The sequence below is a fragment of the Nocardiopsis deserti genome (genome assembly GCF_008638355.1).
GTDB classification, from domain to species: Bacteria; Actinomycetota; Actinomycetes; order Streptosporangiales; family Streptosporangiaceae; genus Nocardiopsis; species Nocardiopsis alborubida.
In genome coordinates this window covers 42,390-65,107 of the sequence record NZ_ML703350.1, presented here as the reverse complement: position 1 = coordinate 65,107, position 22,718 = coordinate 42,390, and the positions used below count along the sequence as shown (strand labels likewise).

Below are 22,718 nucleotides of genomic sequence, written 5' to 3'. Positions count from 1 at the left end.
TTGCCGTGTCTGTTTGCCGTGACCGGCAAAAACGTTTTAATATGAAGTGGATGTTAAGTGCCCCACACCACACCGTCAAGAGGAACACCCGAGAATTCGCAGGTCTCGCCCCGATAACGACCCTGCTGCCGGTAAGCCCTTTCCAGCAGTTGCGGGGCCAGGAGCACCCCGCCACGGGCAGTGGATTGACACGTTTCAATCGGGGTGTGAGTACGATGCTTCGCATCGCCCTCCGCACACGCACGGGAGAAGCCCCTTGTCCACCAGGTCCCCCAACGCACGCCGCGGCGTGGGTATCACCGAGGTCGCCCGGCACGCCGGGGTCTCGCCCGGAACCGTGTCCAACGTGCTCAACCGTCCCGAGCGCGTCGCCGAGGCCACCCGTCTGCGGGTCGAGGCGGCCATCACCGAACTCGACTACGTGCGCAACTCCTCCGGCAGCAGCCTGCGCTCGGGGCGCAGCGAGTCGGTGGGACTGCTCGTGCTGGACGTGACCAACCCGTTCTTCACCGAGGTCGCACGGGGCGTGGAGGACGAGGCGGCCGGGTCCGGGCTGGCCGTGGTGCTGCTCAACTCCGCCGAGAAGCGCGAGCGCCAACAGCGCAACGTGCGCCTGCTGGCCGAGCAGCGGGCGGCCGGGGCCGTGGTGATGCCCGTGGACGACGACCTGTCGGACCTGCTGTGGCTGAGCCGCCAGGGGACCTTCTGGGTGGCCCTGGACCGGGGCGACGTCGCCGAGGACGTGGGGTGCAGCGTCAGCGTGGACAACCACGCGGGCGGCATGGCGGCCGGGAGGCACCTCATCGGGCTGGGGCACGAGACGGTGACCTTCCTGACGGGGCCGTTCGCCATCGAACAGGTCAGGCGCAGGCACGAGGGACTGCGCGACGCCTTCACGGAGGCCGGGCTGGACCCGGACACGTGCGTGCGGGTGGTCGAGCAGCCGCTGCTCAACCCCGAGCAGGGCGAGCGGGCGGTGGACGCGGTGCTGGGCGGAGGGCCGCGGCAGCGGCCGCGTGCGGTGTTCTGCGCCAACGACCAGCTGGCGCTCGGCGTGATGAAGGGCCTGGGCCAGCGGGGCCTGCGGGTGCCCGAGGACATGTCGGTGGTGGGCTACGACAACGTGGACTTCGCCGACCTGGTGCACCCGGGGCTGACCACGGTGGCCCAGCCCAAGTACGAGCTGGGCCGGGCGGCGATGCGCCTGCTGGAGTCGGAGCTGAACCACGGCGAGCACGTCCACGAGCGGGTGCTGTTCACCCCGGAACTGGTGGTGCGGGGCTCGACGGCGGTGTACCGGCCCTGACCGGGGGGCGGCGCAGAGCGTCCCGGCGGCGGGGACGGCCCGGGGCGGTCCGCTGCGGGGGATTGGGGTAGAGCGTCCCGTGACAGGGTCGGCCCGCAAGACCGCGCCGCGCGTACTCGGCAGGCGCGCCGAGGGCTGACCGCGGTGCGCCGACGGCCCGCGCCACGGGTGGTGGCGGGTGCGCCCGCCCGTCAGAACCTTGGAGGCCGGGACATGGACGACAAGCAGCGGCGACAGATCCGGCAGGAGTTCGGTGAGGCGGTCAACATGACACCCAAGGAACTGGAGCGGTGGCTGGAGACCGACGAGTCGAAGTCCGTGGGCGAGGGCGGCGGAGAGTCCAAGGGGCACCGCTCGGGACGGCGGATCGTGGACATCCTGCGCTCCTCCGACGGTGACCTCAAGGAGCAGGACTACGAGCACATGCGCAAGGTCACCGGTTACGTGCACCGCCACCTGGCGCAGAAGCCGTCCGGGGACCCGAGCGGGACCCCGTGGCGGTACTCGTTGATGAACTGGGGGCACGATCCGCTCAAGGGCTGACGCGCTGCGCTGAGCGGTCCGCAGGTGCGGGCCCCCGTCCACACACCCCGGTGAGCGCCGCCACACGCCGACGGCCGCGCCGGACCGGAGTCCGGCACGGCCGTCATCACTTCACAGGGCCCGGCCCCGGCAACGATCAGCGCTGGGCGCCCGGGAAGAGCCCGCTGTAAACGGAGGATACCGAGGAGCCGTCGAGGACGCCCTGGTAGACGTGGACGTCGTCGATATCGCCAGTCCAGTGGTGAATGTTGGAGCCACCGTGTTGCGCGCTGCCGATCCGGAGCGGGCCGTCGGCGTGCCAGGCGTGGTCCATCGCCACACGGGACTCCTCGGATCCGTTGACGTAGAGCACCAGCTCACCACCGGTGTGGTCATAGATCCCCGTCAGGTGGGTCCACTCCCCCAGCCGGGCGGCGGTACTGGAGTAGGCGTAGGACCATCCGTCCGGACCGGAGGCGGGGGCGTCGTCGTGGGGGGCCATCTTGAACACCCATGAACTGTTCGAGCCCTGGTAGCCCAACTCGAAGCCGCTCTGGAACTCGCCGGTCTGGCTGGCAGCGGTGGCGTTGACGCTTTTGCCCGTCTCGTCCAGGCGCACCCAGGCCGCGACACTGAAGCTGCGGTCTGTGCGCACAGCCGGGCCGGAAGCCTCGACGTACTCGTCGCCGCCGCCCAACCGCATACCAGGGGAGAAGGTGATGTCGTTCTCAGCGGTGTTCCACGCGGTGAGGGGGTCACCGTGCAGGACAGCGTCGAGTCCGTGGTCGGTGGCGTCGTCCACGGTCGTGCCGTCCCACTCGTCGAGCTTCCATAGACCTTCGGCGGCGATCGGACGGTTGGCCAGACGCCATACCTCGGAGTTGGTCTCGGAAGCGGACACGGCCTCGTCCGGAACGACCCGGTCCCACACCCTGACGTCGTCGATGGCCCCGGACCAGTGGTAGCCGCTCGTGCCCTGGGACAGGGCGCGCCCGATGGTGAGAGGCCCCCGGGTGTTCCACGGTCCCGGGTGGGCGGCGGTGTCCTGCTCGACACCGTCGACGTAGAGGGTGAGCTCGCCGGTCTTGTCGTCGTGGACACCCAGGAGGTGGGTCCACGCCCCGATCTCGGCGGAGTCGGTGGAAGCGGTCACGGTCCACCCCGGGGAAGCGTGCTGATATCCGTCCTCGGATGACATCTCGAACACCCACTTGCCGGTGTCGCCCCGGTAGCCGAGACGAAAGGCGCTCCGCGCGGCGCCTTCCTGGGCAACGGCGATGTGGTCGTCGTGGGCTCGGTCCAGTTTCACCCAGGCCGAGACGGAGAAGGTGCCGGAGGTGTCGACGGTGGGGTGGTCAACGGTGATCTCGTCGTAGGAACCCGGGTCGCCGCCGGTACCGCCACCGAGGTGGACGGCGGTGCCCTCCATGCGCGGAGCGGGGTTGGTGTCGGGGTTCTCGACCGAGCCGACCCGGCCGCGGACCCACTCCACGCCGTCGGACAGGGTCGCGCCTCGGTCGGGATCGGCGATGTCGGCGGCGTGGTCGCCCTGGCCCTCGTCAAAGGTGAAGTGGGCCACCGGGTCGCTGGGTGGGGCGACGAGGAAGGAGTAGACGAGTACGCAGTCGGAGGAGTTGCCGGAAGCGTCCACAGTACGCGCGTAGATGCTGTTGGGTCCTTCCCGGCGCGGAGTGAGGGTCACCGTTACCGACCCGCCGGGCTCCTCCGGGGTGAGTTCGTGGACGCAGGAGCCGCCGTTGAGAGCGTAGAAGTAGCTCTGGACGTCCTCGGCACCGGTGCTGGAGAAGGTGAACTCCCCGGGCTGGCCGGGCGCACCATGGAACTCGTCTCCGGAGGGGTAGTCGGTGGAGGTGACCTTGAGCCCCTCTCCCGCGAGAGCGGGTGTGGACAGGACGGGCAGCAGGAGTACCGACGCCATGAGGGCGGCGACGCGTACCCGAGTACGGAGGGTCATGGCAGGGCTCTCTCATCCAGGGTGGGGATCACCTGTTGGGGGTCCGCGCCATCGGGGCGCGGTCGGTGGTTGTCCTGGGCCGAGAGGTGAGGCTAACAGGCTCGAAAAAACCTTTCCCGAGTAACCCACATCACACAGAGATGCGCACATTAGAGACAACATGAACGAAAACCCACCCAGATGGAACCTGGATTCACTGTGGCCACATTTGGTCATCGTTTTCACGTTTGATCTCACGATGCCCGCCGCCAGCGCGCACATGCGGCACGACAGGCGCAACCCTGAATGACGCGGGCGGGACAGGCAACCGGTCAGCGGCCCGGCGGCCCGGCCGCGCTCCTCCGGGCCGCCTCGGCACGCCGCGGAAGCGTCGGCGTTCGACGGGCTAGCTCTCGACGGGTTCCGGCCCCGTGGGCTCCGTCTCCTCCCTCTCCGTCCCCTCCTGCTGGGAAACCCCTCCCACCGCGCCCCGGCGCCGGGCCAGGAGCGCGAACACCACGGCCGTGGCGGCCAGCGACAGGGCCGCGACACCCCAGGACGTGATGTCCCAGGCCGCCGTGAGGTGATCGGCAAGGACCCCCGGCCCTCCCACGTCCCCGGCGGTCACCCGGGCGGCGGCTTCGGACGATCCCGTGCGGGCGGCGACGATGCTGGTCAGCGCCGCCCCGAAGACCGCGATGACCAGGGCCTCGGCGCCACCGCGGAGCGTGTTGAGGAAACCCGCCGCCATGCCCACCTTCCGGGGTTCGATGACGCCCATCGCCTGGCCGTCGGTGATACCGAACGACAGACCCATGCCGGTGCCGACCAGTACCAGGGGCAGGGCCAGTCCCAGAGCACTGATCTGCGGGTGGAGCACGGTGAGCAGCGCGTTGCCCCCGGCCACGAGCAGCAGCGCGACGACGATCGTCCCGCGTGCCGACACACCCCTGGCGACCAGCCACCCGCCCAGGGACGGGGCCGCCAGCACCGGTGCCGTGAGCATGAGCATCATCAGACCGGCTGTCTGGGCGGACACTCCCTGCACCCCCTGGAGGTAGGTCGGCAGGAAGACCAGCACCCCCAGGAAACCGACCGAGGTGGTCAGCGTCGCCAGGCACCAGGCCATGAACCGTCCGTCGCGGACCAGGCTCAGGTCGAGCACCGGCCGGGCCACCCGGCTCTCGATGACGAAGAAGAGCGCGAGGAGCACCGCACCGGCCGCCAAGGCGCCCACCACCGCCGGGGTCCCCCAACCCGCCTCGGGCGCCTCGATGACCGCGTACATCACCAGCGTCAGGCTGACCACGAAGGCCACCGCGCCGAACCAGTCGACGCGCGGGCGTTCGGAGGCCCGCGACTCGGCGACGAACACCGCTCCGACCAGGATGAGCAGGCCGACCGCCGCGTAGACCAGGAACGCCGTACGCCAGCCCACGGCGCCGACCAGCAGACCCGACAGGGTCGGGCCGATCGCGATGCCCACCCCCGCCATGGTGCCCATGGCGGCGAAGGCCCGGGTGCGCGCGGCACCGTCGAAGGCGGTGGCCAACAGGGCGCCGCCGCTGGCCATGACCGCCGCGCCGCCGACACCGGTGAGCAGGCGGGCCGCGTCCAGGAGGAGGATGTCACCGGCCAGGGCGCTGGCCAGGTTGCCCGCGAGGAAGACGAGCGCGCCGACGGCGAACAGCAACCGCCGCCCGAACAGGTCGGCCAGGGAGCCGCAGACCAGGGTGAACGCGGCGAAGGTGAGGTTGTAGCCGGCCACCACCCAGTGCAGCGGAGCGCCGGAGGCCTCCAGGTCCACCCCGATGTTCGGGACGGCCACCGCCGTCCCCGAGATCGACATGGCCACGACCAGAACGCCCAGCATGACGCTGGCGAGCAGCACCCCCGGGCGTGGCCTCATCCCCGAACGTGGCCTCCGCCGCTGACTACGCGTCGTACGCACGCGCCTCTCCTTCGTGTCGTGAGTGGTGACCATCATTCTTGAACCTCAACTTTTATTGAGGTCAAGGGCTCCGCGCGAAGCCGGGGAACGGGAACGCGGTTCTCAGCGCGCCCCTCCGTCCCGGCCCCGGAACGGCTGTTCCGGAGCTGGGGGTGCTGGGGTACTGGAGCCCGACCTGCAGGACGGCCCCGGCCGCCGCCGGTGCAGCGCCCACCGGCGCCTAACCTGGATGACGTGGTCGAACAAGACACCCGATCGGGCCGCCGGGCCCGGCCGCGCTCCGCCAAACCCCCGCAGCGCGACGCGATCGACAGCCGCAGGCTCCCCTCCTACGCCGCCGGTGAGATCGAGGTGCCCTTCGTCGTCATGGGCAGCACCGAGATCATCCCCCGGGACACGTTCTGGGAGGAGCACTCGCACCCGACGCACGAACTGCTCTGGAACCAGCGGGGCGCCTCCTCCGCCACCATCGGCACGCGGGTCTGGACGATCACCCCCACGGTCGGCCTGTGGCTCCCGGCCGGAACGCGCCACTCCGGCTGGACCCCAGCGGGAACCTGGCACCGCGCCGCGCAGTTCGGCGTCCACGCCGTGCCCTCGATCTCCGACGGGCCCGTCGCGATGGAGGTCACCCCGCTCCTGCGGCTCCTGCTCGACCGGCTCGACGCCGAGGACCTCACCGCGGACGAGCGCTCCAGGACCGAGGCGATGGTGCTGGACATCCTCGCCCCCGCCCAGCACGAGCTGATCCTGCACATCCCCGAGTCGCCGCTGCTGGCCCCCATCGTCGCCGCCGTGCGCGAGGACCCCGCCGACACCACCACCCTGGCCGTGTGGGCGGCGCGGCTCGGCGTGAGCACCCGCACCGTCACCCGGGCGTTCCGCTCCGAGACGGGTCTGGGGTTCAGCCAGTGGCTGACCACCGCGCGCGTGCAGCACGCGGTGACGATGCTCGCGCGGGGGGACGAGATCGACGAGGTGGCGGTGTGTGTGGGCTACCACTCGGCGAGCGCGTTCGGCGTGGCCTTCCGGCGGGTCACGGGGCTGAGTCCGGGGCGCTTCCGCGCCCTGTGAGGCCCGCCGGGACACCGTTTCAGCTTCCGCCACAGGGCCGGCGGCACAGGCCCCACCAGCCCCTCCAGCCTCCCCCGTCACGCCCCTCTTGTCCGATTCGCTACAAAAGATGTCACATCTACGTGATTGCGAACCCACCAAGGACACCCTAAATTCGGTTAGGCAAACCTAATCTCTCGGCATCGCCGCGGTCGGGTCGGCGTGTGCGCCCCTGGGCCCCTGTCCCCCACGCACCCCCGCACCTGACCGGTCCCCTCCCGGACGCACACCCCCGTGTGCGCGCCGGGGCGGTGCGGGAGCCGGACCATGGCACCGCCATGGCTGAGGCCCCACGGCCACAAGAGGCCCCAGGGCCACGATGGGAAGGAAACCATGCCCCGCGTTTCAAGGCTGGCCGCGCTCTCCACCGCCGCGCTGCTCACCGTGGCGCTCGCCGCCTGCTCCTCCGGCAGCTCCTCCGACTCCTCCGGTGGAGAGGACGGCGGCGGTTCCGGGGACTGGACCCCCGTCACCATCGAGCACGCGCTCGGCACGACGACCATCGAGTCCAAGCCCGAGCGGGTCGCGACGGTGAACTGGGCCAACCACGAGGTCCCGCTGGCCCTGGGGGTCGTACCGGTCGGCATGGCCTCCGCCGACTTCGGCGACGACAACGGCGACGGCGTGCTGCCCTGGGTCGAGGAGAAGCTCACCGAACTGGGCGCGGAGACCCCGGTCCTGTTCGACGAGACGGACGGCATCGACTTCGAGGCCGTCGCGGACACCGCGCCGGACGTGATCCTGGCCGCCTACTCCGGGCTGACCCAGGAGGACTACGACACGCTGAGCGAGATCGCCCCCGTCGTCGCCTACCCCGAGACCGCCTGGGGAACGCCGTGGCGGGAGATGATCGAGCTCAACAGTCAGGCCCTGGGCATGGCGGCCGAGGGCGAGGAGCTCATCGCCGGCCTGGAGCAGGAGATCGCCGACTCGGTCGCGGAGTACCCGCAGTTCGAGGGCCGGTCCGCGATGTTCCTGACCCACGTGGACACCACGGACCTGAGCGAGGTCAGCTTCTACACCACGCACGACACGCGCGCCATGTTCTTCGAGGACCTGGGCCTGGAGACGCCGGAGAGCATCGCGACCGCCTCGGCCGAGACCGAGCAGTTCTCCCTGAGCCAGAGCGCCGAGCAGGCGGACGCGTTCAACGACGTCGACATCATCGTCACCTACGGCGGTGAGGAGCTGGTGCAGACCCTGGAGGGCGACCCGCTGCTGTCGCAGATGCCCGCGGTGGAGAACGGCTCCGTCGTCAACCTCCCCGGTGACGACCCGCTGGGCACGGCCGCGAACCCGACCCCGCTGTCGATCTCGTGGGTCCTGGACGACTACCTGTCGCTCCTCGCCGAAGCAGCTGACGGGGCGCAGTGACAACGCGAGTCGCACCCGCCGCCTCGGGCGCCGCCGCCGTGCGGCGCCCGAGGCGCGGCAAGACCCTGTGGCTGCTGGTGGTGCTGTGCGCACTGGCCGCGCTCATGTTCGCCTCGGTCGTCGTCGGCTCGCGCGACGTGCCCTGGTCGGCCGTCGTGGCGGCGTTCGGCGGCGCGACCGAGAACTTCGACCAGGCGGCGGTGGCCAAGCGCATCCCCCGCACGCTGCTGGCCGTGCTCGCCGGCGCCGCCCTGGGCGTGGCGGGGGCGGTCATGCAGGGAGTGACCCGCAACCCGCTGGCCGACCCGGGCATCCTGGGCGTGACCATGGGCGCCTCGCTCGCCGTCGTCGCGGGCATCGCCTACTTCGGCCTGGCCTCCGCGACCAGCTTCGTCTGGGTGGCGATCGTCGGCGCGGGCGTCACCACGGTGTTCGTCTACACGATCGGCTCCCTGGGACGGGGCGGGGCCACACCGCTCAAGCTCGCCCTCGCCGGGGCGGCGACCACCGCGGCCCTGGCCTCCTTCATCAGGGCCGTCGTGCTCCCGCGCGCCGACATCGCCGACGGGGCCCGGTCCTGGCAGATCGGCGGCGTGGGCGGCGGGACCTTCGACAGCGTCACGCAGGTGCTGCCCTTCCTCCTGGCCGGGTTCGTCGTGTGCCTGCTGTCGGCGCGTGCGCTCAACCTCCTCGCGCTGGGCGACGAGCTCGCCGCGGGCCTGGGCGAACGCGTCGCCCTCGCGCGGGGCGCGGCCTTCGTCGGCGCGGTCGTGCTGTGCGGCGCGAGCACCGCCGTGACCGGGCCGATCAGCTTCGTCGGCCTGGTCGTCCCGCACGTGTGCCGCCTGCTCGTGGGCGTGGACCACCGGTGGCTGATCCCGTTCTCAGCGCTCACCGGCGCCGCCCTGCTGACCGCGGCGGACGTGGTCGGCCGCATCGTGGCGCGCCCCGCGGAGATCGACGTGGGGATCGTGACCGCGCTGATCGGCGCCCCGTTCTTCATCTACATCGTCCGCCGTCAGAAGGTTCGTGCACTGTGAGCGCCTCCACCGTCGAGACCGTCACCCGCGGCCGGGTGCGCCGCGCGTACCGGCGGCGCGTCGTGATCGCCGCCCTGGCCGTCTCGATCGTCCTCGTGTTCGTCCTGACCCTGATGGTCGGGCAGACCTTCTACCCGCTGGGCGACGTCGTGCGGGTGGTCTTGGGCCAGGACGTGCCGGGCGCCTCGTTCACCGTGGGGCGGCTCCGGCTGCCGCGGGCCGTGCTCGCGGTGGCGGCGGGGCTGTGCTTCGGGCTCGCGGGCGTCACGTTCCAGACCATGCTGCGCAACCCCCTGGCCAGCCCGGACATCATCGGCATCAGCGCGGGGGCCAGCGCGGCGGCCGTGTTCGCGATCGTGGTGCTCTCGCTCGGGGAGGCCGGGGTCTCGGCCTTCGCGATCGTCGCGGGCCTGCTCGTGGCGCTGGCTGTGTACGGGCTGTCCTTCAAGGACGGGGTGGCCGGGACGCGCCTGATCCTGATCGGCATCGGCATCGCCGCCATGCTCACCAGCGTCACCGACTACATCCTCGACCAGGCCGCCCAGTGGGACCTCCAGGAGGCGATGCGGTGGCTGACCGGCAGCCTCAACGGCGCCAGCTGGGACCAGACCGTCCCGGTGCTGGTCGCGCTGGCCGTGCTCTCCCCCGTGCTCCTGCACCAGTCGGGCAACCTCTCCGCGCTCCAGCTGGGCGACGACACCGCCTCGGCCCTGGGCGTGCGCGTGGACCTGACCCGGCTCGTCGCGATCGTCGCGGCGGTGGGGCTCATCGCCTTCGCGACCGCAGCGGCGGGGCCGGTGGCCTTCGTGTCCTTCCTGTCGGGGCCGATCGCGGCACGCCTGGTCGGGCCGAACGGCTCCCTGCTCGTACCCTCCGCGCTGGTCGGGGCGCTGCTGATCCTGGTCGCCGACCTGTGCGCGCAGTTCGCCTTCGGGACCCGCTACCCGGTCGGGGTCGTCACCGGCGTGCTCGGCGCCCCCTACCTCGTCTACCTGATCGTCCGCACCAACCGCGTGGGAGGCTCCCTGTGACCACGGCCCATTCGCTGCTCGTCGAGGACCTGACGCTCGGCTACAAGGACCGCGTCGTCATCGAGTCCCTGGACCTGACCATCCCGCCCGGGAGGATCACCGCGATCGTGGGCGCCAACGCGTGCGGCAAGTCCACCCTGCTGCGCTCGATGTCGCGACTGCTCGCGCCCCGGGTCGGGCACGTGCTCCTGGACGGCAAGGAGGTGCACCGCCTACCGTCCAAGGAGCTCGCGCGCACGCTCGGACTGCTGCCGCAGTCGCCGATCGCCCCAGAGGGCATCACCGTGAGCGACCTCGTCGGGCGGGGCCGCCACCCCCACCAGAAGATGCTCTCGCGGTGGAGCCGGGAGGACGACGAGGCCGTGGCCGAGGCGCTGGAGGCGACGCAGACGGTCGACCTCGCCGACAGGCCCGTCGACGAGCTCTCCGGCGGACAGCGCCAGCGCGTGTGGATCGCGATGGCCCTGGCCCAGCGCACGGACCTGCTCCTGCTGGACGAGCCGACCACGTTCCTCGACGTCAGCCACCAGGTCGAGGTGCTGGACCTGCTCACCGACCTCAACCGCTCGCTGGGGACGACGATCGTGCTGGTCCTGCACGACCTCAACCTGGCTGCGCGCTACGCCGACCACCTCATCGCGCTCGCCTCCGGTCGGCTGCACGCCGCGGGCACGCCCGAGCGGGTGCTCACCCCTGAGACGGTGCACGCCGTGTTCGGCCTGCGCAGCGAGGTGATCACCGACCCCACGTCGGGAAGGCCCCTCATGCTGCCCCTGGGCAGATACCACGGCACCGGGGCGGAACGCGGGGAGAAGCAGCTCATGGAGTGAGGTCCCGCCCGCCGGACAGGTAGCGCCGGTGGAGGTCTCCGTCGGTGCCGACGAAGGATTCCACCGGCGCCTTCGCATGCCACCACTCGCACACCATGAGCCACACAGTGAACCCGGACGGTGACACCAGGCGCGCTCGCAGACCCCGGAAGCACGCACCGCATCCCCCTGCGGACCAGGGTCTATTGAATGACCGGACTTCACCTATTGCGACCTCCACTGACAACTTCTGCTTGACGATCGACATAAGCCCGACGTACGGTTCGAGGCAGCAGGTGAGGCAGGTCACAAGGCTGGGCGATGTGGCGTCTCCGGACCGCCAGCATGGCCTTCGCCGGTTACCAAGAGCTGCACCGCCTGCACCAGGTGAAGTCCGGCGGCGGCGACCCGCCGGGCCTCCTCCTCCGAGACGTGGACGGGGCGTTGACGAGCCGGGCGGCTCCGATCCCCGGCCACCGCGTCGTCCGCCTCCGGCAGGGACAGCGAGGAAAGGAGCCGGTATGGGCTGAGACCGATGAGGCGGCACCCCCGCTTCCCGCACCTGATAGCAGGAACTCCCCGTCAGCCCACCGGTCGCAGCCACACGGCCCCCACCGGGCCACGACCACCGGGCCGCCCTGCCGTCGGCGCCGGCACGCCGCACGGACTCATCGATTCGCTCCCACCCCCCAGGTGAGGTTCCGTATGAAGAAGAAGAGACCCCTGCTGAGACTGGGCGCGCTGGCGTCGGGCGTCGCCATGGCGCTCACCCTGACCGCACCGGTCGCCCACGCCGACGAGACCGGTGAGGACGCGTTCAACACGCTGATCTTCTCCAAGACCACCGGCTTCCGGCACGACTCGATCCCCCACGGCGTCGCGCTCATCGAGGCGCTCGGCGAGGAACACGGCTTCCAGACCGCGCACACCGAGGACTCCTCGGTGTTCAACGACGAGGACCTGGCCGCCTACGACGCGGTGATCTGGCTGTCCACCACCGGCGACGTGCTCAACGAGGAGGAGCAGGGCGCCTTCGAGCGCTACGTCCAGGGCGGCGGCGGCTTCGTCGGCGTCCACTCCGCCTCCGACACCCACTACGACTGGGAGTGGTACGGCGACCTCGTCGGCGGCTACTTCTCCAGCCACCCGCCCGGCACGCAGGACGCCCAGGTGGTGGTCAACGACAGGGTCCACCCCTCCACCGAGCACCTTCCGGCCAGCTGGGAACGCCGCGACGAGTGGTACGACTTCGACCTGTCCCCCCGCGGTGACGTGCACGTCCTAGCCGGGCTCGACGAGGACTCCTACGCCGACCAGGTCGACCCCGGGGGCCAGATGGGGTGGGACCACCCGATCGCCTGGTGTCAGGCCTACGACGGCGGCCGGTCCTGGTACACCGGCGGCGGCCACACCGTCGAGTCCTACTCCGAGCCGGAGTTCACCCAGCACCTGCTCGGCGGACTGCGGTGGGCGGCCGGGACCGCCGAGGGCGACTGCGGCGCCACGCAGTGGGACAACTTCGAGAAGGTCACCCTCGCGCAGGGCGAGGACGCCGTGGGCGAACCCATGGGCCTGGCGGTCCTGCCCGACGGCCGCGTCATGCACATCACCCGCGGCGGCGACGTGCGGCTGTGGTCCCCGGACACCTACACGACCGAGCTGATCGCCCAGGTCCCGGTGTACAACCACGACGAGGACGGGCTACAGGGCATCGCCCTGGATCCGGACTTCGAGGAGAACGGGTGGGTGTACCTGTACTACGCGCCAGTGATCGAGGGCATCCCGCCGGGTGAGGCGCCCGCGGACGGCTCACCGGAGGACTTCGAGCCCTACGAGGGGCACAACAACCTCTCCCGCTTCCAGTTCACGGACGGGGGCTCCCCCGCCCTGGACCTGGACAGCGAGCAGGTCGTGCTGGAGGTCGGGACCGACCGGGGCATGTGCTGCCACGTCGGCGGCCACATCGACTTCGACTCCGAGGGCAACCTCTACCTGGCCACGGGCGACGACACCAGCGCATTCGGGTCGGACGGCTACACGCCCATCGACGAGCGCGAGTCGCGCAACCCCGCCTTCGACGCCCAGCGCAGCTCGGCCAACACCAACGACCTGCGCGGCAAGCTGCTGCGGATCACGCCCACCGACGACGGCGGTTACGAGATCCCCGAGGGCAACCTCTTCCCGCCGGAGGAGTACGGCGGCGAGCAGACCCGGCCCGAGATCTACGCCATGGGCCTGCGCAACCCGTTCCGGTTCACGGTGGACGAGGAGGACGGCACCGTCTACCTGGGCGACTACGGCCCCGACGCCAACGAGCCCGACCCGGACCGGGGACCGCAGAACACGGTCTCCTGGCACGCCATCACCGAACCCGCCAACATCGGCTGGCCCTACTGCATCGGCAACAACAGCGCGTTCGTCGACTACGACTTCACCTCCGGGACCTCCGGCGAGGAGTTCGACTGCGCCGCGCCGGTGAACGACTCCCCGCGCAACACCGGCCTGGAGGAGCTGCCCCCGGTCACCCCCGCCTCGATCTGGTACAGCTACGAGGAGTCGGAGGAGTTCCCGCAGCTGGGCACGGGCGGCGGCGCCCCGATGGGCGGTCCGGCCTACCAGTTTGACCCAGAGCTGGAGTCGGACACCAAGTGGCCCGAGTACTACGACGGCATCCCGCTGTTCTACGAGTGGGACCGCGACTGGATCAAACAGGTGCACCTGGGCGACGACGGCGACGTCCTGGACATCACCGAGACCGTCCCCGACATCAGCCTGGCCAACCCCATGGACATGGAGTTCGGCCCGGACGGCTCCCTGTACGTGCTGGAGTACGGGTCCGGTTACTTCGGCGGAGCCGACGACTCGGCGCTGTCGCGCATCGACTACACCGGCGGCGGGACCACCCCGGTCGCCGACATCAGCGCCTCCACGACCTCGGGACCGGCCCCGCTGGAGGTGGAGTTCTCCGCGGAGGGGTCCCACCACCCCGGCGGCCTGCCCATGGAGTACGCGTGGTCGTTCGGCGACGGCCAGACCTCGACCGAGGTCTCGCCCACCCACACCTTCGAGGAGGCGGGCGAGTACACGGTCGTCCTCACCGTGACCGACGGCGAGGGACGCACGGGGACGGCCACCACGACGGTCACCGCGGGCAACACCGCGCCCGACGTCTCCTTCCAGACCCCGCGGGACGGCCAGTTCTTCCACTGGGGTGACGAGATCCCCTTCACCGTGGACGTGGAGGACGCCGAGGACGGCTCGGTCGGCGCGGGCATCGACTGCGGCGACGTCGCGGTCACGGCCTCGCTCGGCCACGACCGGCACGCCCACCCGTGGACCCAGTACGACAGCTGTGAGGACGTCAGCCTCACCGAGGTCGACGGCGGCCACGGGCACGACATGAACATCTTCTGGGCGTTGCAGGCCGAGTACACCGACTCCGGCGGGGACGGGGTGCCCGCCCTCACCGGAAGCGACGGGATCACGCTCAAGCCCGCACGGACGCAGGCCCAGTACTTCAGCGACAGCGAGGGGGTCCGGACCGAGCCCACCGAGGACGCCGAGGGCGGCCTGGTCAACGTCAGCCACATCGGCCACGGCGACTGGACGGCCTACGACACGACCCACCTGGTCGGGGTCGAGCAGATGGAGTTCCGGGTCGCCTCCGCGGGGGCGGGCGGAACGATCGAGGCGCGCATGAACGCCCCCGACGGCGAACTGCTCGGCAGCGTCGACGTGCCCTCCACCGGCGGTTGGCAGGAGTGGACCGACGTGACCATGGACGTCACCGACCCCGGGGAGACCTTCACGCTGTACCTGGTCTTCGACGGTGAGGGTCCCGCCGTCGAGGACGGCCTGTTCAACGTCAACTACTTCGAGGCGGTCCTGGACGGCCACGGGGAGCACGGTCCCGCGACCGAGCTGACCAGCCCGCAGGACGGGGCGGTCTTCGAGGAGGGCGAGGACGTCCCCCTCTCCGCCGAGGTCACCGACCACGCCGAGGCCGGTGTGGAGAAGGTGGACTTCCTCGTCGGCGACGAGGTCGTCGCCACGGTGACCGAGGGCCCCTACACGGCGGCCTGGCAGGGTGCCGCCGCGGGCGAGTACGAGGTCAGCGCCGTGGCCACGGACGGCGACGGCAACACCGGCGCCTCCGGCACCGCCACCATCACGGTCGAGGCGGGCGGCACCGAGCCTCCCGAGTGCGCCCCGGCCGGGGCCGAGGAAGGCTACACCCCCCTGTGGGACGGCCAGACGCTCGACGGATGGACCATGGCGGGCCCGGGCGGCTTCGGCGTCGTCGACGACGGCGAGGGCTGTGCCCTGGAGACCCAGGGCGGCATGGGGCTGCTCTGGCACGGGACGGAGTTGGAGTCCTACCGGCTGAAGCTGGACTTCCTCGCCTCCGAGGAGACGGACAACTCCGGTGTCTTCGTCGGCTTCCCCGACCCCGGGGACGACCCCTGGGTCGCCGTCGAGGAGGGCTACGAGATCCAGATCGACGGCTACGGGGCTCCCGACGGTGACCCGATCCACCAGACCGGTGCCGTCTACGACTTCCAGGCGGCCGGCTCCCATCCCGCGCGGACCGGCGAGTGGAACGAGATGGAGATCGAGGTGGCCGACCCGATGATCCGCGTGTGGATCAACGGGGAGCTGGTGAACGAGTTCGAGAGCACCGACCCGGCACGCGACCTGGCCTCGGGCCACATCGGGTTGCAGAACCACGGCGACGCCGACCGGGTGCTCTTCCGCGACGTCCGGGTCCAGCAGCTGGACGCGGTCGAACCGGTCACGTTCGCCGAGGTCCAGGAGCGCGTCGACGCCCTGGAGGCCGACGGCGCGCTGACCATGTCCGAGGCGCGTCGGCTGACCCCGCAGCTGGAGCTGGCCGAACACCACCTGGACGTGGGCCGTACGGGGCAGGCCACGCGCGCCCTGGACCGGTTCGTCGAGGTGGCCGAGGCGGTCGCCGACGAGGCCGCGAGAGAGGAGCTGGTGGAGCTGGCCGACAGGCTGCGTCCCCTCATCGACGACGAGTGACGGGACGCCCCGGCGGACGCCACCCCACCCGGGGGCGAGCGTCCGCCGGGGGTCCCGCGACCGCGGCGGGGCCGGTTCCGGCCGGCCCCGCCGCCCCGCGGTGGCGCCCACCGGAAAGAAGCACGACGTCGCGGCGTTCGGCCCCCAGGTACGACGAGAAGCCCAGGTACGACGAGAAGAAGGTGTCACGGTGTCCGCCAAGAAGGCCCCCTCCTCCCCCGACCCGTCCCGCGAGGCGACGAAGGCTCCCCCGCCCAGGCTCACCTGGTGGCTGACCGCCGGATCCGTCCTGGTGGTCGCCGCCCTCGTCGGCGTCCTCGTCCTCTCCTTCACCCGTGACGACCGCACCGCCCCCGACCCGGCGCGCGTCGCCGAGCTCCAGGCCTCCGCGTCCGAACGCGACCGCGCACAGGTCGACCAGCTCGTCGAGCGCACCACCGCCGCGCACGAGCAGCTGGTGCCCGTGGTGGAGAGCCTGGACACGGCCGTGCCGCCCGACGGCTCCACCCCCGCCGGGGACGCCCCCGACGCCGGGGAGATCGACTCCTGGCTGACGACCGTCCACGAGGCGGCCGCCCACTTCGAGGACGCCCCCTCCGGGAACACCGGCCACAACGTCGCGCACGCGGGCCTGTCCAACGCGGTGGACCTGCTGGGGTCCGCGGTCGTGGCCTACTCCAACGCCGAGCGGGCCCAGGACGAACAGCGGGCGGAACTGCTGGAGCTGGCCGGGGACCTGCGCACCCAGGCGGTCCGCGGCTGGTCGGTGGCGGCCACCCAGCTGGACATGGTCAGTGTCGAGTCCGGCCACGGCCACGTCCACCTGTACCTGCCCGCGGCGCCCGGCAGCGGCGCCCTCGGCCCCGACGGCGCGGAGGCCGGTGGGAGCGGCGCGCCGGTGGAGGGCGGCGCCGACAGCGGCGACCAGTGACCACACCGTTCCCAGAACGCCCGAAGGCACGAAGAGGGGAGCACGCGTTGACGCGAGTCGGAGTATGGCTGATCGGGGCACGGGGCTCGGTGGCGACCACCGCCGTCCTGGGAGCCCTCGCGGTGCGGTCCGGCGCGTCGGGGCGGACGGGGTGCGTGACCGAGCGCCCCGAGTTCGCCCCGGCGCGCCTGCCCGGGATCGGCGACCTGGTCTTCGGCGGCCACGACGTCTCCGAGGTCCGCCTGTGCGAGAGCGCCGAGCGGCTGGCCCGCGCGGGGGTGCTGCCCGCGCACCTGCCACCGGCCTTCGCCGACGAGCTGGAGCGGACCGAGCGCGGCCTGCGCCGGGGCCTGGACGCCGCCTCCGCCGGAGTGGGGCGCCGGGACGTGGACCGCCTGGAGTCGGACCTGCGCGAGTTCGCCGAGCGGGAGGCGCTCGAACGCGTCGTGGTGGTGGACCTGTCCAGCACCGAGCCCAGGCCCAGCGCGCAGCCCGAGCACACCGACGCCGACGCGCTGGAGGCGGCCCTGGACGCCGGGACCGCGCGGGTCCCGGCCAGCTCCGCGTACGCGTACGCGGCCCTGCGCGCGGGCTGCGCGTTCGTGGAGTTCACGCCCAACACCGGGCCCCGGCTACCCGCCCTGGCGCCGCTCGCCGAGCGCTCGGGCGTGCCGTGGGCCGGGGCCGACGGCAAGACCGGGGAGACCCTGGTCAAGAGCGCGCTGGCGCCGATGTTCGCCGCCCGGGCGCTGCACGTGCGCTCGTGGTCCTCGGTCAACCTGCTCGGCGGCGGCGACGGCGCCACCCTGGCCGACCCGGCCAACGCCGAGAGCAAGCTCGCGTCCAAGGCACGGGGGCTGGAGCACATGCTCGGCCACGGGCCGGACGGGCCCCTGCACATCGACTACGTCCCCGACCTGGGGGACGCCAAGGTCGCCTGGGACCACGTCTCCTTCGAGGGGTTCCTGGGGGCGCGGATGACCCTCCAGTTCACCTGGTCGGGCTACGACTCCGCGCTGGCCGCGCCCCTGGTGCTGGACCTGGCGCGGCTGACCGCCCACGCCCACCGGCGGGGCCGGGTCGGCCCCGTGCCGGAGCTGGCGTTCTTCTTCAAGGACCCCGTGGGCACCCGCGAACACGGCCTCGCCGAACAGTGGCGGGCCCTGACGTCCTGGTGCGCGGCACCGGCGGAGGAGGACGAATGAGAGCACGCGACCTGGCGAGGCTGGTGCGCCTGCCCGCGGCGCTGAGCGTTCCCGGCGACACCCTGGCCGGTGCCGCGGCGGCGGGCGGCCTGCGCGGCCCCGGGGCCTGGGCGCTGCCCGCGGCGTCGGTCTGCCTGTACTGGGCGGGCATGGCCCTCAACGACTACGCCGACCGGGAGGTGGACGCGGTCGAGCGCCCCGAACGCCCCATCCCCTCGGGGGCGGTCCGTCCCGGCGAGGCCCTGGCCGTCGCCTCGGGGCTGACCGTGACGGGCGTGGGCCTGGCCGCGGCGGCGGGCGGACGCCGTGCCGCGGGGGTGGCCGCGGCCCTGTCGGCCACCGTGTGGGGCTACGACCTCCTCCTCAAGAGGACCCCGCTGGCACCGCTGGGTATGGCGGCGGCCCGGGGGCTGGACGTGCTGTTGGGCGCGGGCGCGCGCCCCGCCGACGCGGCCCGGCCCGCGCTGGCGCTGGCCGTCCACACGCTCGGTGTGACCGCCCTGAGCCGGGGCGAGGTGCACGGGACGCGGCCCTCCGTCGCGGCGGGGGCGCTGCTGTGCACCCTGGCCAGCGCCGCGCTCGCCGCCGCGCCCGCCCGGCCCGTCCGCGGACGTGCGGCGGGCGGCACCGCGGAGAGGGTCCTGGCGGGGTCGCTCGCGGGGGTCTTCGCGGTGAGGGTGGGAGCCGCCCAGGCCCGGGCGCTGGTCGAACCCGAGGCGCACAACGCTCGTGCGGCCACGGGTGTGGGCATCCGGGGGATGATCCCGCTCCAGGCGGCCCTGCTGGCCGGGTACGGCGCGCCGAACGCCGCGTGCGCGCTCGCCGTCGGCGCGCCCGTGGCGGCGCGGGCGTCCAAGGCGGTGTCGTTCACATGAGGTTCGGATACGGCACCAACGGCTTCTGGGACCACCGTCTGGACGACGCACTGGCCCTGATCGCCGACCTCGGCTACGAGGGGGTGGGGCTGACGCTGGACCACTCGCACCTGGACCCCTTCGCGCCGGACGCCTTCGCGCGCACGGCCCGGATCGGTCGGCGGCTGTCCGACCTGGGCCTGGCGGTGGTCGTGGAGACCGGCGCCCGCTACCTGATGGACCCGCGCCGCAAGCACGAGCCCACCCTGGTCTCCGACGAGGGCGCCGACCTGCGGGTGGACCTGCTGCGCCGCGCGGTGCGCATCGCCGACGACCTGGGGGCCGAGGCCGTCTCCTTCTGGTCGGGCATCCTCCCGGCGGGGGTGAGCCGGGAGCGGGGCTGGTCGCGGTTGACCTCCGGTGTGGAACGTGTCCTGGCCAGCGCCGACGACCTCGGCGTGGACTGCGCGTTCGAACCCGAGCCCGGCATGTTCGCCGAACGGGTGGCCGACGCGCTGGAGCTGCGCGACCGGCTCGGCGACCCGCCGCGCCTGCGGGTGACGGTCGACGTCGGGCACGGCGTGTGCAACGAGCCGGACGGCCCCAAGGGCGCCGTCCGGCGCGCCGGGGCCCTGATCGCCAACGTGCAGCTGGACGACATGCGGCCGGGCGTGCACGATCACCTGGAGTTCGGCGACGGCGAGATCGACCTGCCCGGAGTCCTGGGCGCCCTGGAGGATGTCGGCTACCGGGGCCTGGCGTCGGTGGAACTGCCCCGCCACGGGCACGCCGCCCCCGTGGTGGCCGAGCGGTCGATCCGCGCGCTCACCCGGGCGCTGGCCGAATCCCGTGGGCGGAGGGCGGACGCGTGAGCGGGGAGTACGCCTTCCTGGACACGGCCGCGGCGCGCGAGGCCCTCGCCGCCCAGGTCGGGCGGGTGCGGGAGCGTCCCGCACGGATCGCCGTGCTCTTCCCCGCGGCGGCCAGGAGCGTGGCGCGGGGGGCCGGTCCGTCCGGCGACCCCGACGGGGTGGCCGGGCCGACCCTGGAGGACCTGGCGCGCGTGGAGCTGCTGACCGCGCTGGCCGGGGCCCTGGCCCCGCCGGAGCTGGCCCGGGAGGTCCGCGGGCTCTACCACCACGGTGACGCGGGCGAGCGGCGTGCCGTCCTGCGGGGCCTGGACGTGCTCGACGTGCTCGGCGCCGGCCGGGAGGAGCTGGCCGGTGCGGCGCGCGAGCTGCTGGCCGACGCGATGCGCACCAACGACACCCGGCTGGTCGCGGCGGCGGCCTCCAGCGCGGCGACGGCCCTGCTCGACGCGGACTCCTGGCGCCAGGGAATCCTCAAGTGCCTGTTCACCGGGGTGCCGCTGGGGTCGGCGGCCGGGCTGCCCGACCGCGCCGACGAGGAACTGGCGCGCATGTGCGCCGACCACGCCGAGGAGCGGGTCCTGGCGGGGCGGCCGGTCCCCGCCGACGTCCACCTCGTGCTGCGGCACTTCCCCGGGCAGGCCGCCCGCCTGGACACCCACCGAACGGAGGCGTGATGCGTATCTTCGACCCGCACATCCACATGACCTCGCGCACCACCGACGACTACGAGGCGATGTACGCCGCCGGGGTGCGCGCGCTGGTCGAGCCGTCGTTCTGGCTGGGCCAGCCCCGGACCGGAGTGAGCTCGTTCCGCGACTACTTCGACGGCCTCGTGGGCTGGGAGCGGTTCCGGGCCGAGCGGTTCGGGATCCGCCACCACTGCACGATCGCGCTCAACCCGAAGGAGGCCAACGACCCCCGCCTGGCGGGGGTGCTGGACCTGCTTCCCCGCTACCTGGCCAAGGACGGCGTGGTGGCGGTGGGCGAGGTGGGCTTCGACTCAGGCACCGCCGAGGAGGAGAGGGCCTTCCGCCACCAGCTGGAGCTTGCGAGGGAGTTCGAGCTGCCCGTCCTGGTGCACACCCCGCACCGCGACAAGGTGGAGGGGACCCGCCGTACCCTCCAGCTGGTCGCCGAGTCGGGCCTTGCGCCCGAGCGGGTGCTCGTGGACCACCTCAACGAGGCCACCGTGGCCATGGTGCACGAGTCGGGGTGCACTCTGGGCTTCTCCATCTACCCCGACACCAAGATGAGCCCGGAGCGCATGGTCCGCGTCCTGTCGGAGTGGGGCCCGGAGCGGATGGTGGTCAACTCGGCCGCCGACTGGGGCCGCAGCGATCCGCTGGCCACCCTGCGCACCGGCGAGGCCATGCTCGCCGCGGGCTTCACCGACCGCGACGTCGAACGGGTGCTGTGGGACAACCCCGTGGAGTTCTACGGCCGCAGCGGACGCCTGCTGCTGGACGACGTGCACGGGGCCGACCACACCGCGACCTACTCGGGGAACTCGGTGCTGCGCGGCGAGCGCGCGGGCGGAGGTGTCGCGTGAGGCTGCGACACCCCGACGGCACGGTCGTCCACCTCGCCTACTGCACCAACGTGCACCCGGCCGAGGACCTGGACGGCGTCCTGCGCCAGATCCGCGTCCACGGCGGCGGCGTGCGCGAGGCCCTGGGCGCGGACCGGCTCGGCCTGGGCCTGTGGCTGCCCGCCCCGCTGGCCCGGGAGCTGGCGGCGGACCCGCGCCTGACCGACCGGCTGCGCGCGGAACTGGGGGCCGCGGGGCTGGAGACGGTGACCCTCAACGCCTTCCCCTACACCGGGTTCCACGCGCCCGTGGTCAAGCAGGCCGTCTACCACCCCGACTGGACCGACCGGGCCAGGCTGGACTACACGGTGGACTGCGCCCGGGTGCTGGCGCGGCTGCTCCCCGACGACGCCGTGCGGGGCAGCGTCTCCACCCTCCCCCTGGCCTGGCGCGAACCGTGGGGCCCCGACCGCCTGGCCACCGCCCGCGCGCACCTGGCCGAACTCTCCGAAGCCCTGGAGGAACTGGCACGGCAGGGACGGCCGGTGCGGGTGGGACTGGAACCCGAACCCGGGTGCGTCGTCGAGACCACCCGGGACGCGGCCCGCCTGCTCCGGGACCCGCCGCCTCACCTGGGCGTGTGCCTGGACACCTGCCACCTCGCGACGGCCTTCGAGGAGCCGGGGGCAGCCCTGGACCGGCTCCGCGCCGCGGGCCTGCCCGTGGTCAAGACCCAGGCGTCGGCGGCCGTGGAGGTCCCCGACCCGGCCGACCCGGCCGCGCGCGAGGCCCTCACCGCCTTCACCGAGGACCGCTTCCTGCACCAGACGCGCGCACGTGGTGAGGACGGCGCGCGGGAGGGCCGCGACGACCTGCACGAGGCCCTGGACGGCACCGCTCCCCTGCCCGATGGCGCGCCCTGGCGCACCCACTTCCACGTACCCCTGCACGCCCCCGCCACCGCCCCGCTGCGCGGGACCACCGACCACCTCACCGAAACTCTGGGCCGCCTGCTGGGGCCCGGCGGCGCGCGCACCGACCACGTGGAGGTGGAGACCTACACCTGGTCGGTGCTGCCCGAGGAGCTGCGCCCCTCCGACGGCAAGGGCCTCACCGAGGGCATCGCCGCCGAGGTGGCCTGGGCCCGCGACCGCCTGACCGACCTCGGCCTGACCCTCCTCTGAC

The 22,718-nt window shown here is 72.5% G+C and carries 17 protein-coding genes; 15 read left to right on the top strand and 2 right to left on the bottom strand.

Annotated features, from left to right (window positions below):
- The first annotated feature begins 256 nt into the window (after positions 1-256).
- Both FYW99_RS07620 and FYW99_RS07615 read left to right on the top strand, forming a co-directional pair.
- Positions 257-1,306, top strand: a complete 1,050-nt coding sequence (locus tag FYW99_RS07620) for a LacI family DNA-binding transcriptional regulator (protein WP_150251274.1) — start codon at positions 257-259, stop codon at positions 1,304-1,306.
- Between the two features lie 213 nt (positions 1,307-1,519).
- Complete coding sequence (locus FYW99_RS07615; RefSeq protein WP_150251273.1) at positions 1,520-1,849, top strand: DUF3140 domain-containing protein; 330 nt, start codon at positions 1,520-1,522, stop codon at positions 1,847-1,849.
- Positions 1,850-1,985: 136 nt separating this feature from the next.
- On the opposite strand, the gene FYW99_RS07610 is transcribed toward FYW99_RS07615, so the two are convergent.
- A complete protein-coding gene (locus FYW99_RS07610) occupies positions 1,986-3,803 on the bottom strand; it encodes a LamG domain-containing protein (protein ID WP_150251272.1) in 1,818 nt (605 codons plus the stop codon).
- Positions 3,804-4,188: 385 nt separating this feature from the next.
- Positions 4,189-5,691: an MFS transporter gene (locus FYW99_RS07605; RefSeq protein ID WP_223838853.1), complete on the bottom strand. Its 1,503-nt coding sequence runs from the start codon at positions 5,689-5,691 to the stop codon at positions 4,189-4,191.
- Between the two features lie 276 nt (positions 5,692-5,967).
- Here FYW99_RS07605 and FYW99_RS07600 point away from each other — a divergent pair, with 276 nt between their 5' ends.
- From FYW99_RS07600 to eboE, 13 genes are all read left to right on the top strand, one after another.
- A complete protein-coding gene (locus FYW99_RS07600) occupies positions 5,968-6,807 on the top strand; it encodes a helix-turn-helix domain-containing protein (RefSeq protein WP_150251271.1) in 840 nt (279 codons plus the stop codon).
- A 372-nt stretch (positions 6,808-7,179) separates the two neighbouring features.
- Entirely contained in the window at positions 7,180-8,220 is a 1,041-nt protein-coding gene (locus FYW99_RS07595; RefSeq protein ID WP_150251270.1) for an iron-siderophore ABC transporter substrate-binding protein, read from the top strand.
- Entirely contained in the window at positions 8,217-9,260 is a 1,044-nt protein-coding gene (locus FYW99_RS07590; RefSeq protein WP_150251269.1) for a FecCD family ABC transporter permease, read from the top strand. Before FYW99_RS07595 ends, FYW99_RS07590 begins: the two co-directional genes overlap by 4 nt.
- Positions 9,257-10,291, top strand: coding sequence for a FecCD family ABC transporter permease (locus FYW99_RS07585; protein ID WP_150251268.1), 1,035 nt, complete (start codon positions 9,257-9,259; stop codon positions 10,289-10,291). Before FYW99_RS07590 ends, FYW99_RS07585 begins: the two co-directional genes overlap by 4 nt.
- On the top strand, positions 10,288-11,121 hold the full coding sequence (locus FYW99_RS07580; protein ID WP_150251267.1) for an ABC transporter ATP-binding protein: 834 nt from the start codon (positions 10,288-10,290) through the stop codon (positions 11,119-11,121). The genes FYW99_RS07585 and FYW99_RS07580 overlap by 4 nt, the downstream gene beginning before the upstream one ends.
- Before the next feature lie 684 nt (positions 11,122-11,805).
- Positions 11,806-16,143 carry a ThuA domain-containing protein gene (locus FYW99_RS07575; RefSeq protein ID WP_150251266.1) on the top strand — a complete coding sequence of 1,446 codons (4,338 nt, stop codon included), beginning with the start codon at positions 11,806-11,808 and terminating at the stop codon, positions 16,141-16,143.
- Positions 16,144-16,333: 190 nt separating this feature from the next.
- A complete protein-coding gene (locus FYW99_RS07570) occupies positions 16,334-17,074 on the top strand; it encodes a hypothetical protein (RefSeq protein ID WP_150251265.1) in 741 nt (246 codons plus the stop codon).
- Between the two features lie 47 nt (positions 17,075-17,121).
- Positions 17,122-18,279, top strand: coding sequence for an inositol-3-phosphate synthase (locus tag FYW99_RS07565; protein WP_150251264.1), 1,158 nt, complete (start codon positions 17,122-17,124; stop codon positions 18,277-18,279).
- Complete coding sequence (locus tag FYW99_RS07560) at positions 18,276-19,154, top strand: SCO3242 family prenyltransferase (protein ID WP_150251263.1); 879 nt, start codon at positions 18,276-18,278, stop codon at positions 19,152-19,154. Before FYW99_RS07565 ends, FYW99_RS07560 begins: the two co-directional genes overlap by 4 nt.
- Positions 19,151-20,005: a sugar phosphate isomerase/epimerase family protein gene (locus FYW99_RS07555; protein WP_150251262.1), complete on the top strand. Its 855-nt coding sequence runs from the start codon at positions 19,151-19,153 to the stop codon at positions 20,003-20,005. The genes FYW99_RS07560 and FYW99_RS07555 overlap by 4 nt, the downstream gene beginning before the upstream one ends.
- Positions 20,002-20,679, top strand: coding sequence for an EboA domain-containing protein (locus tag FYW99_RS07550; RefSeq protein WP_150251261.1), 678 nt, complete (start codon positions 20,002-20,004; stop codon positions 20,677-20,679). The genes FYW99_RS07555 and FYW99_RS07550 overlap by 4 nt, the downstream gene beginning before the upstream one ends.
- Positions 20,679-21,554: a TatD family hydrolase gene (locus FYW99_RS07545; protein WP_150251260.1), complete on the top strand. Its 876-nt coding sequence runs from the start codon at positions 20,679-20,681 to the stop codon at positions 21,552-21,554. The genes FYW99_RS07550 and FYW99_RS07545 overlap by 1 nt, the downstream gene beginning before the upstream one ends.
- Entirely contained in the window at positions 21,551-22,717 is a 1,167-nt protein-coding gene (eboE, locus tag FYW99_RS07540; RefSeq protein ID WP_150251259.1) for a metabolite traffic protein EboE, read from the top strand. Before FYW99_RS07545 ends, eboE begins: the two co-directional genes overlap by 4 nt.
- Position 22,718 lies beyond the last annotated feature (1 nt).

Excerpts from the sequence above, each read along its gene's own strand:
- FYW99_RS07615 (WP_150251273.1), top strand. The coding sequence starts at position 1,520 with ATGGACGACAAGCAGCGGCGACAGATCCGGCAGGAGTTCGGTGAGGCG.
- FYW99_RS07610 (WP_150251272.1), bottom strand. The coding sequence starts at position 3,803 with ATGACCCTCCGTACTCGGGTACGCGTCGCCGCCCTCATGGCGTCGGTA.
- FYW99_RS07605 (WP_223838853.1), bottom strand. The coding sequence starts at position 5,691 with ATGAGGCCACGCCCGGGGGTGCTGCTCGCCAGCGTCATGCTGGGCGTT.
- FYW99_RS07595 (WP_150251270.1), top strand. The coding sequence starts at position 7,180 with ATGCCCCGCGTTTCAAGGCTGGCCGCGCTCTCCACCGCCGCGCTGCTC.
- FYW99_RS07575 (WP_150251266.1), top strand. The coding sequence starts at position 11,806 with ATGAAGAAGAAGAGACCCCTGCTGAGACTGGGCGCGCTGGCGTCGGGC.
- FYW99_RS07560 (WP_150251263.1), top strand. The coding sequence starts at position 18,276 with ATGAGAGCACGCGACCTGGCGAGGCTGGTGCGCCTGCCCGCGGCGCTG.
- FYW99_RS07555 (WP_150251262.1), top strand. The coding sequence starts at position 19,151 with ATGAGGTTCGGATACGGCACCAACGGCTTCTGGGACCACCGTCTGGAC.
- FYW99_RS07545 (WP_150251260.1), top strand. The coding sequence starts at position 20,679 with ATGCGTATCTTCGACCCGCACATCCACATGACCTCGCGCACCACCGAC.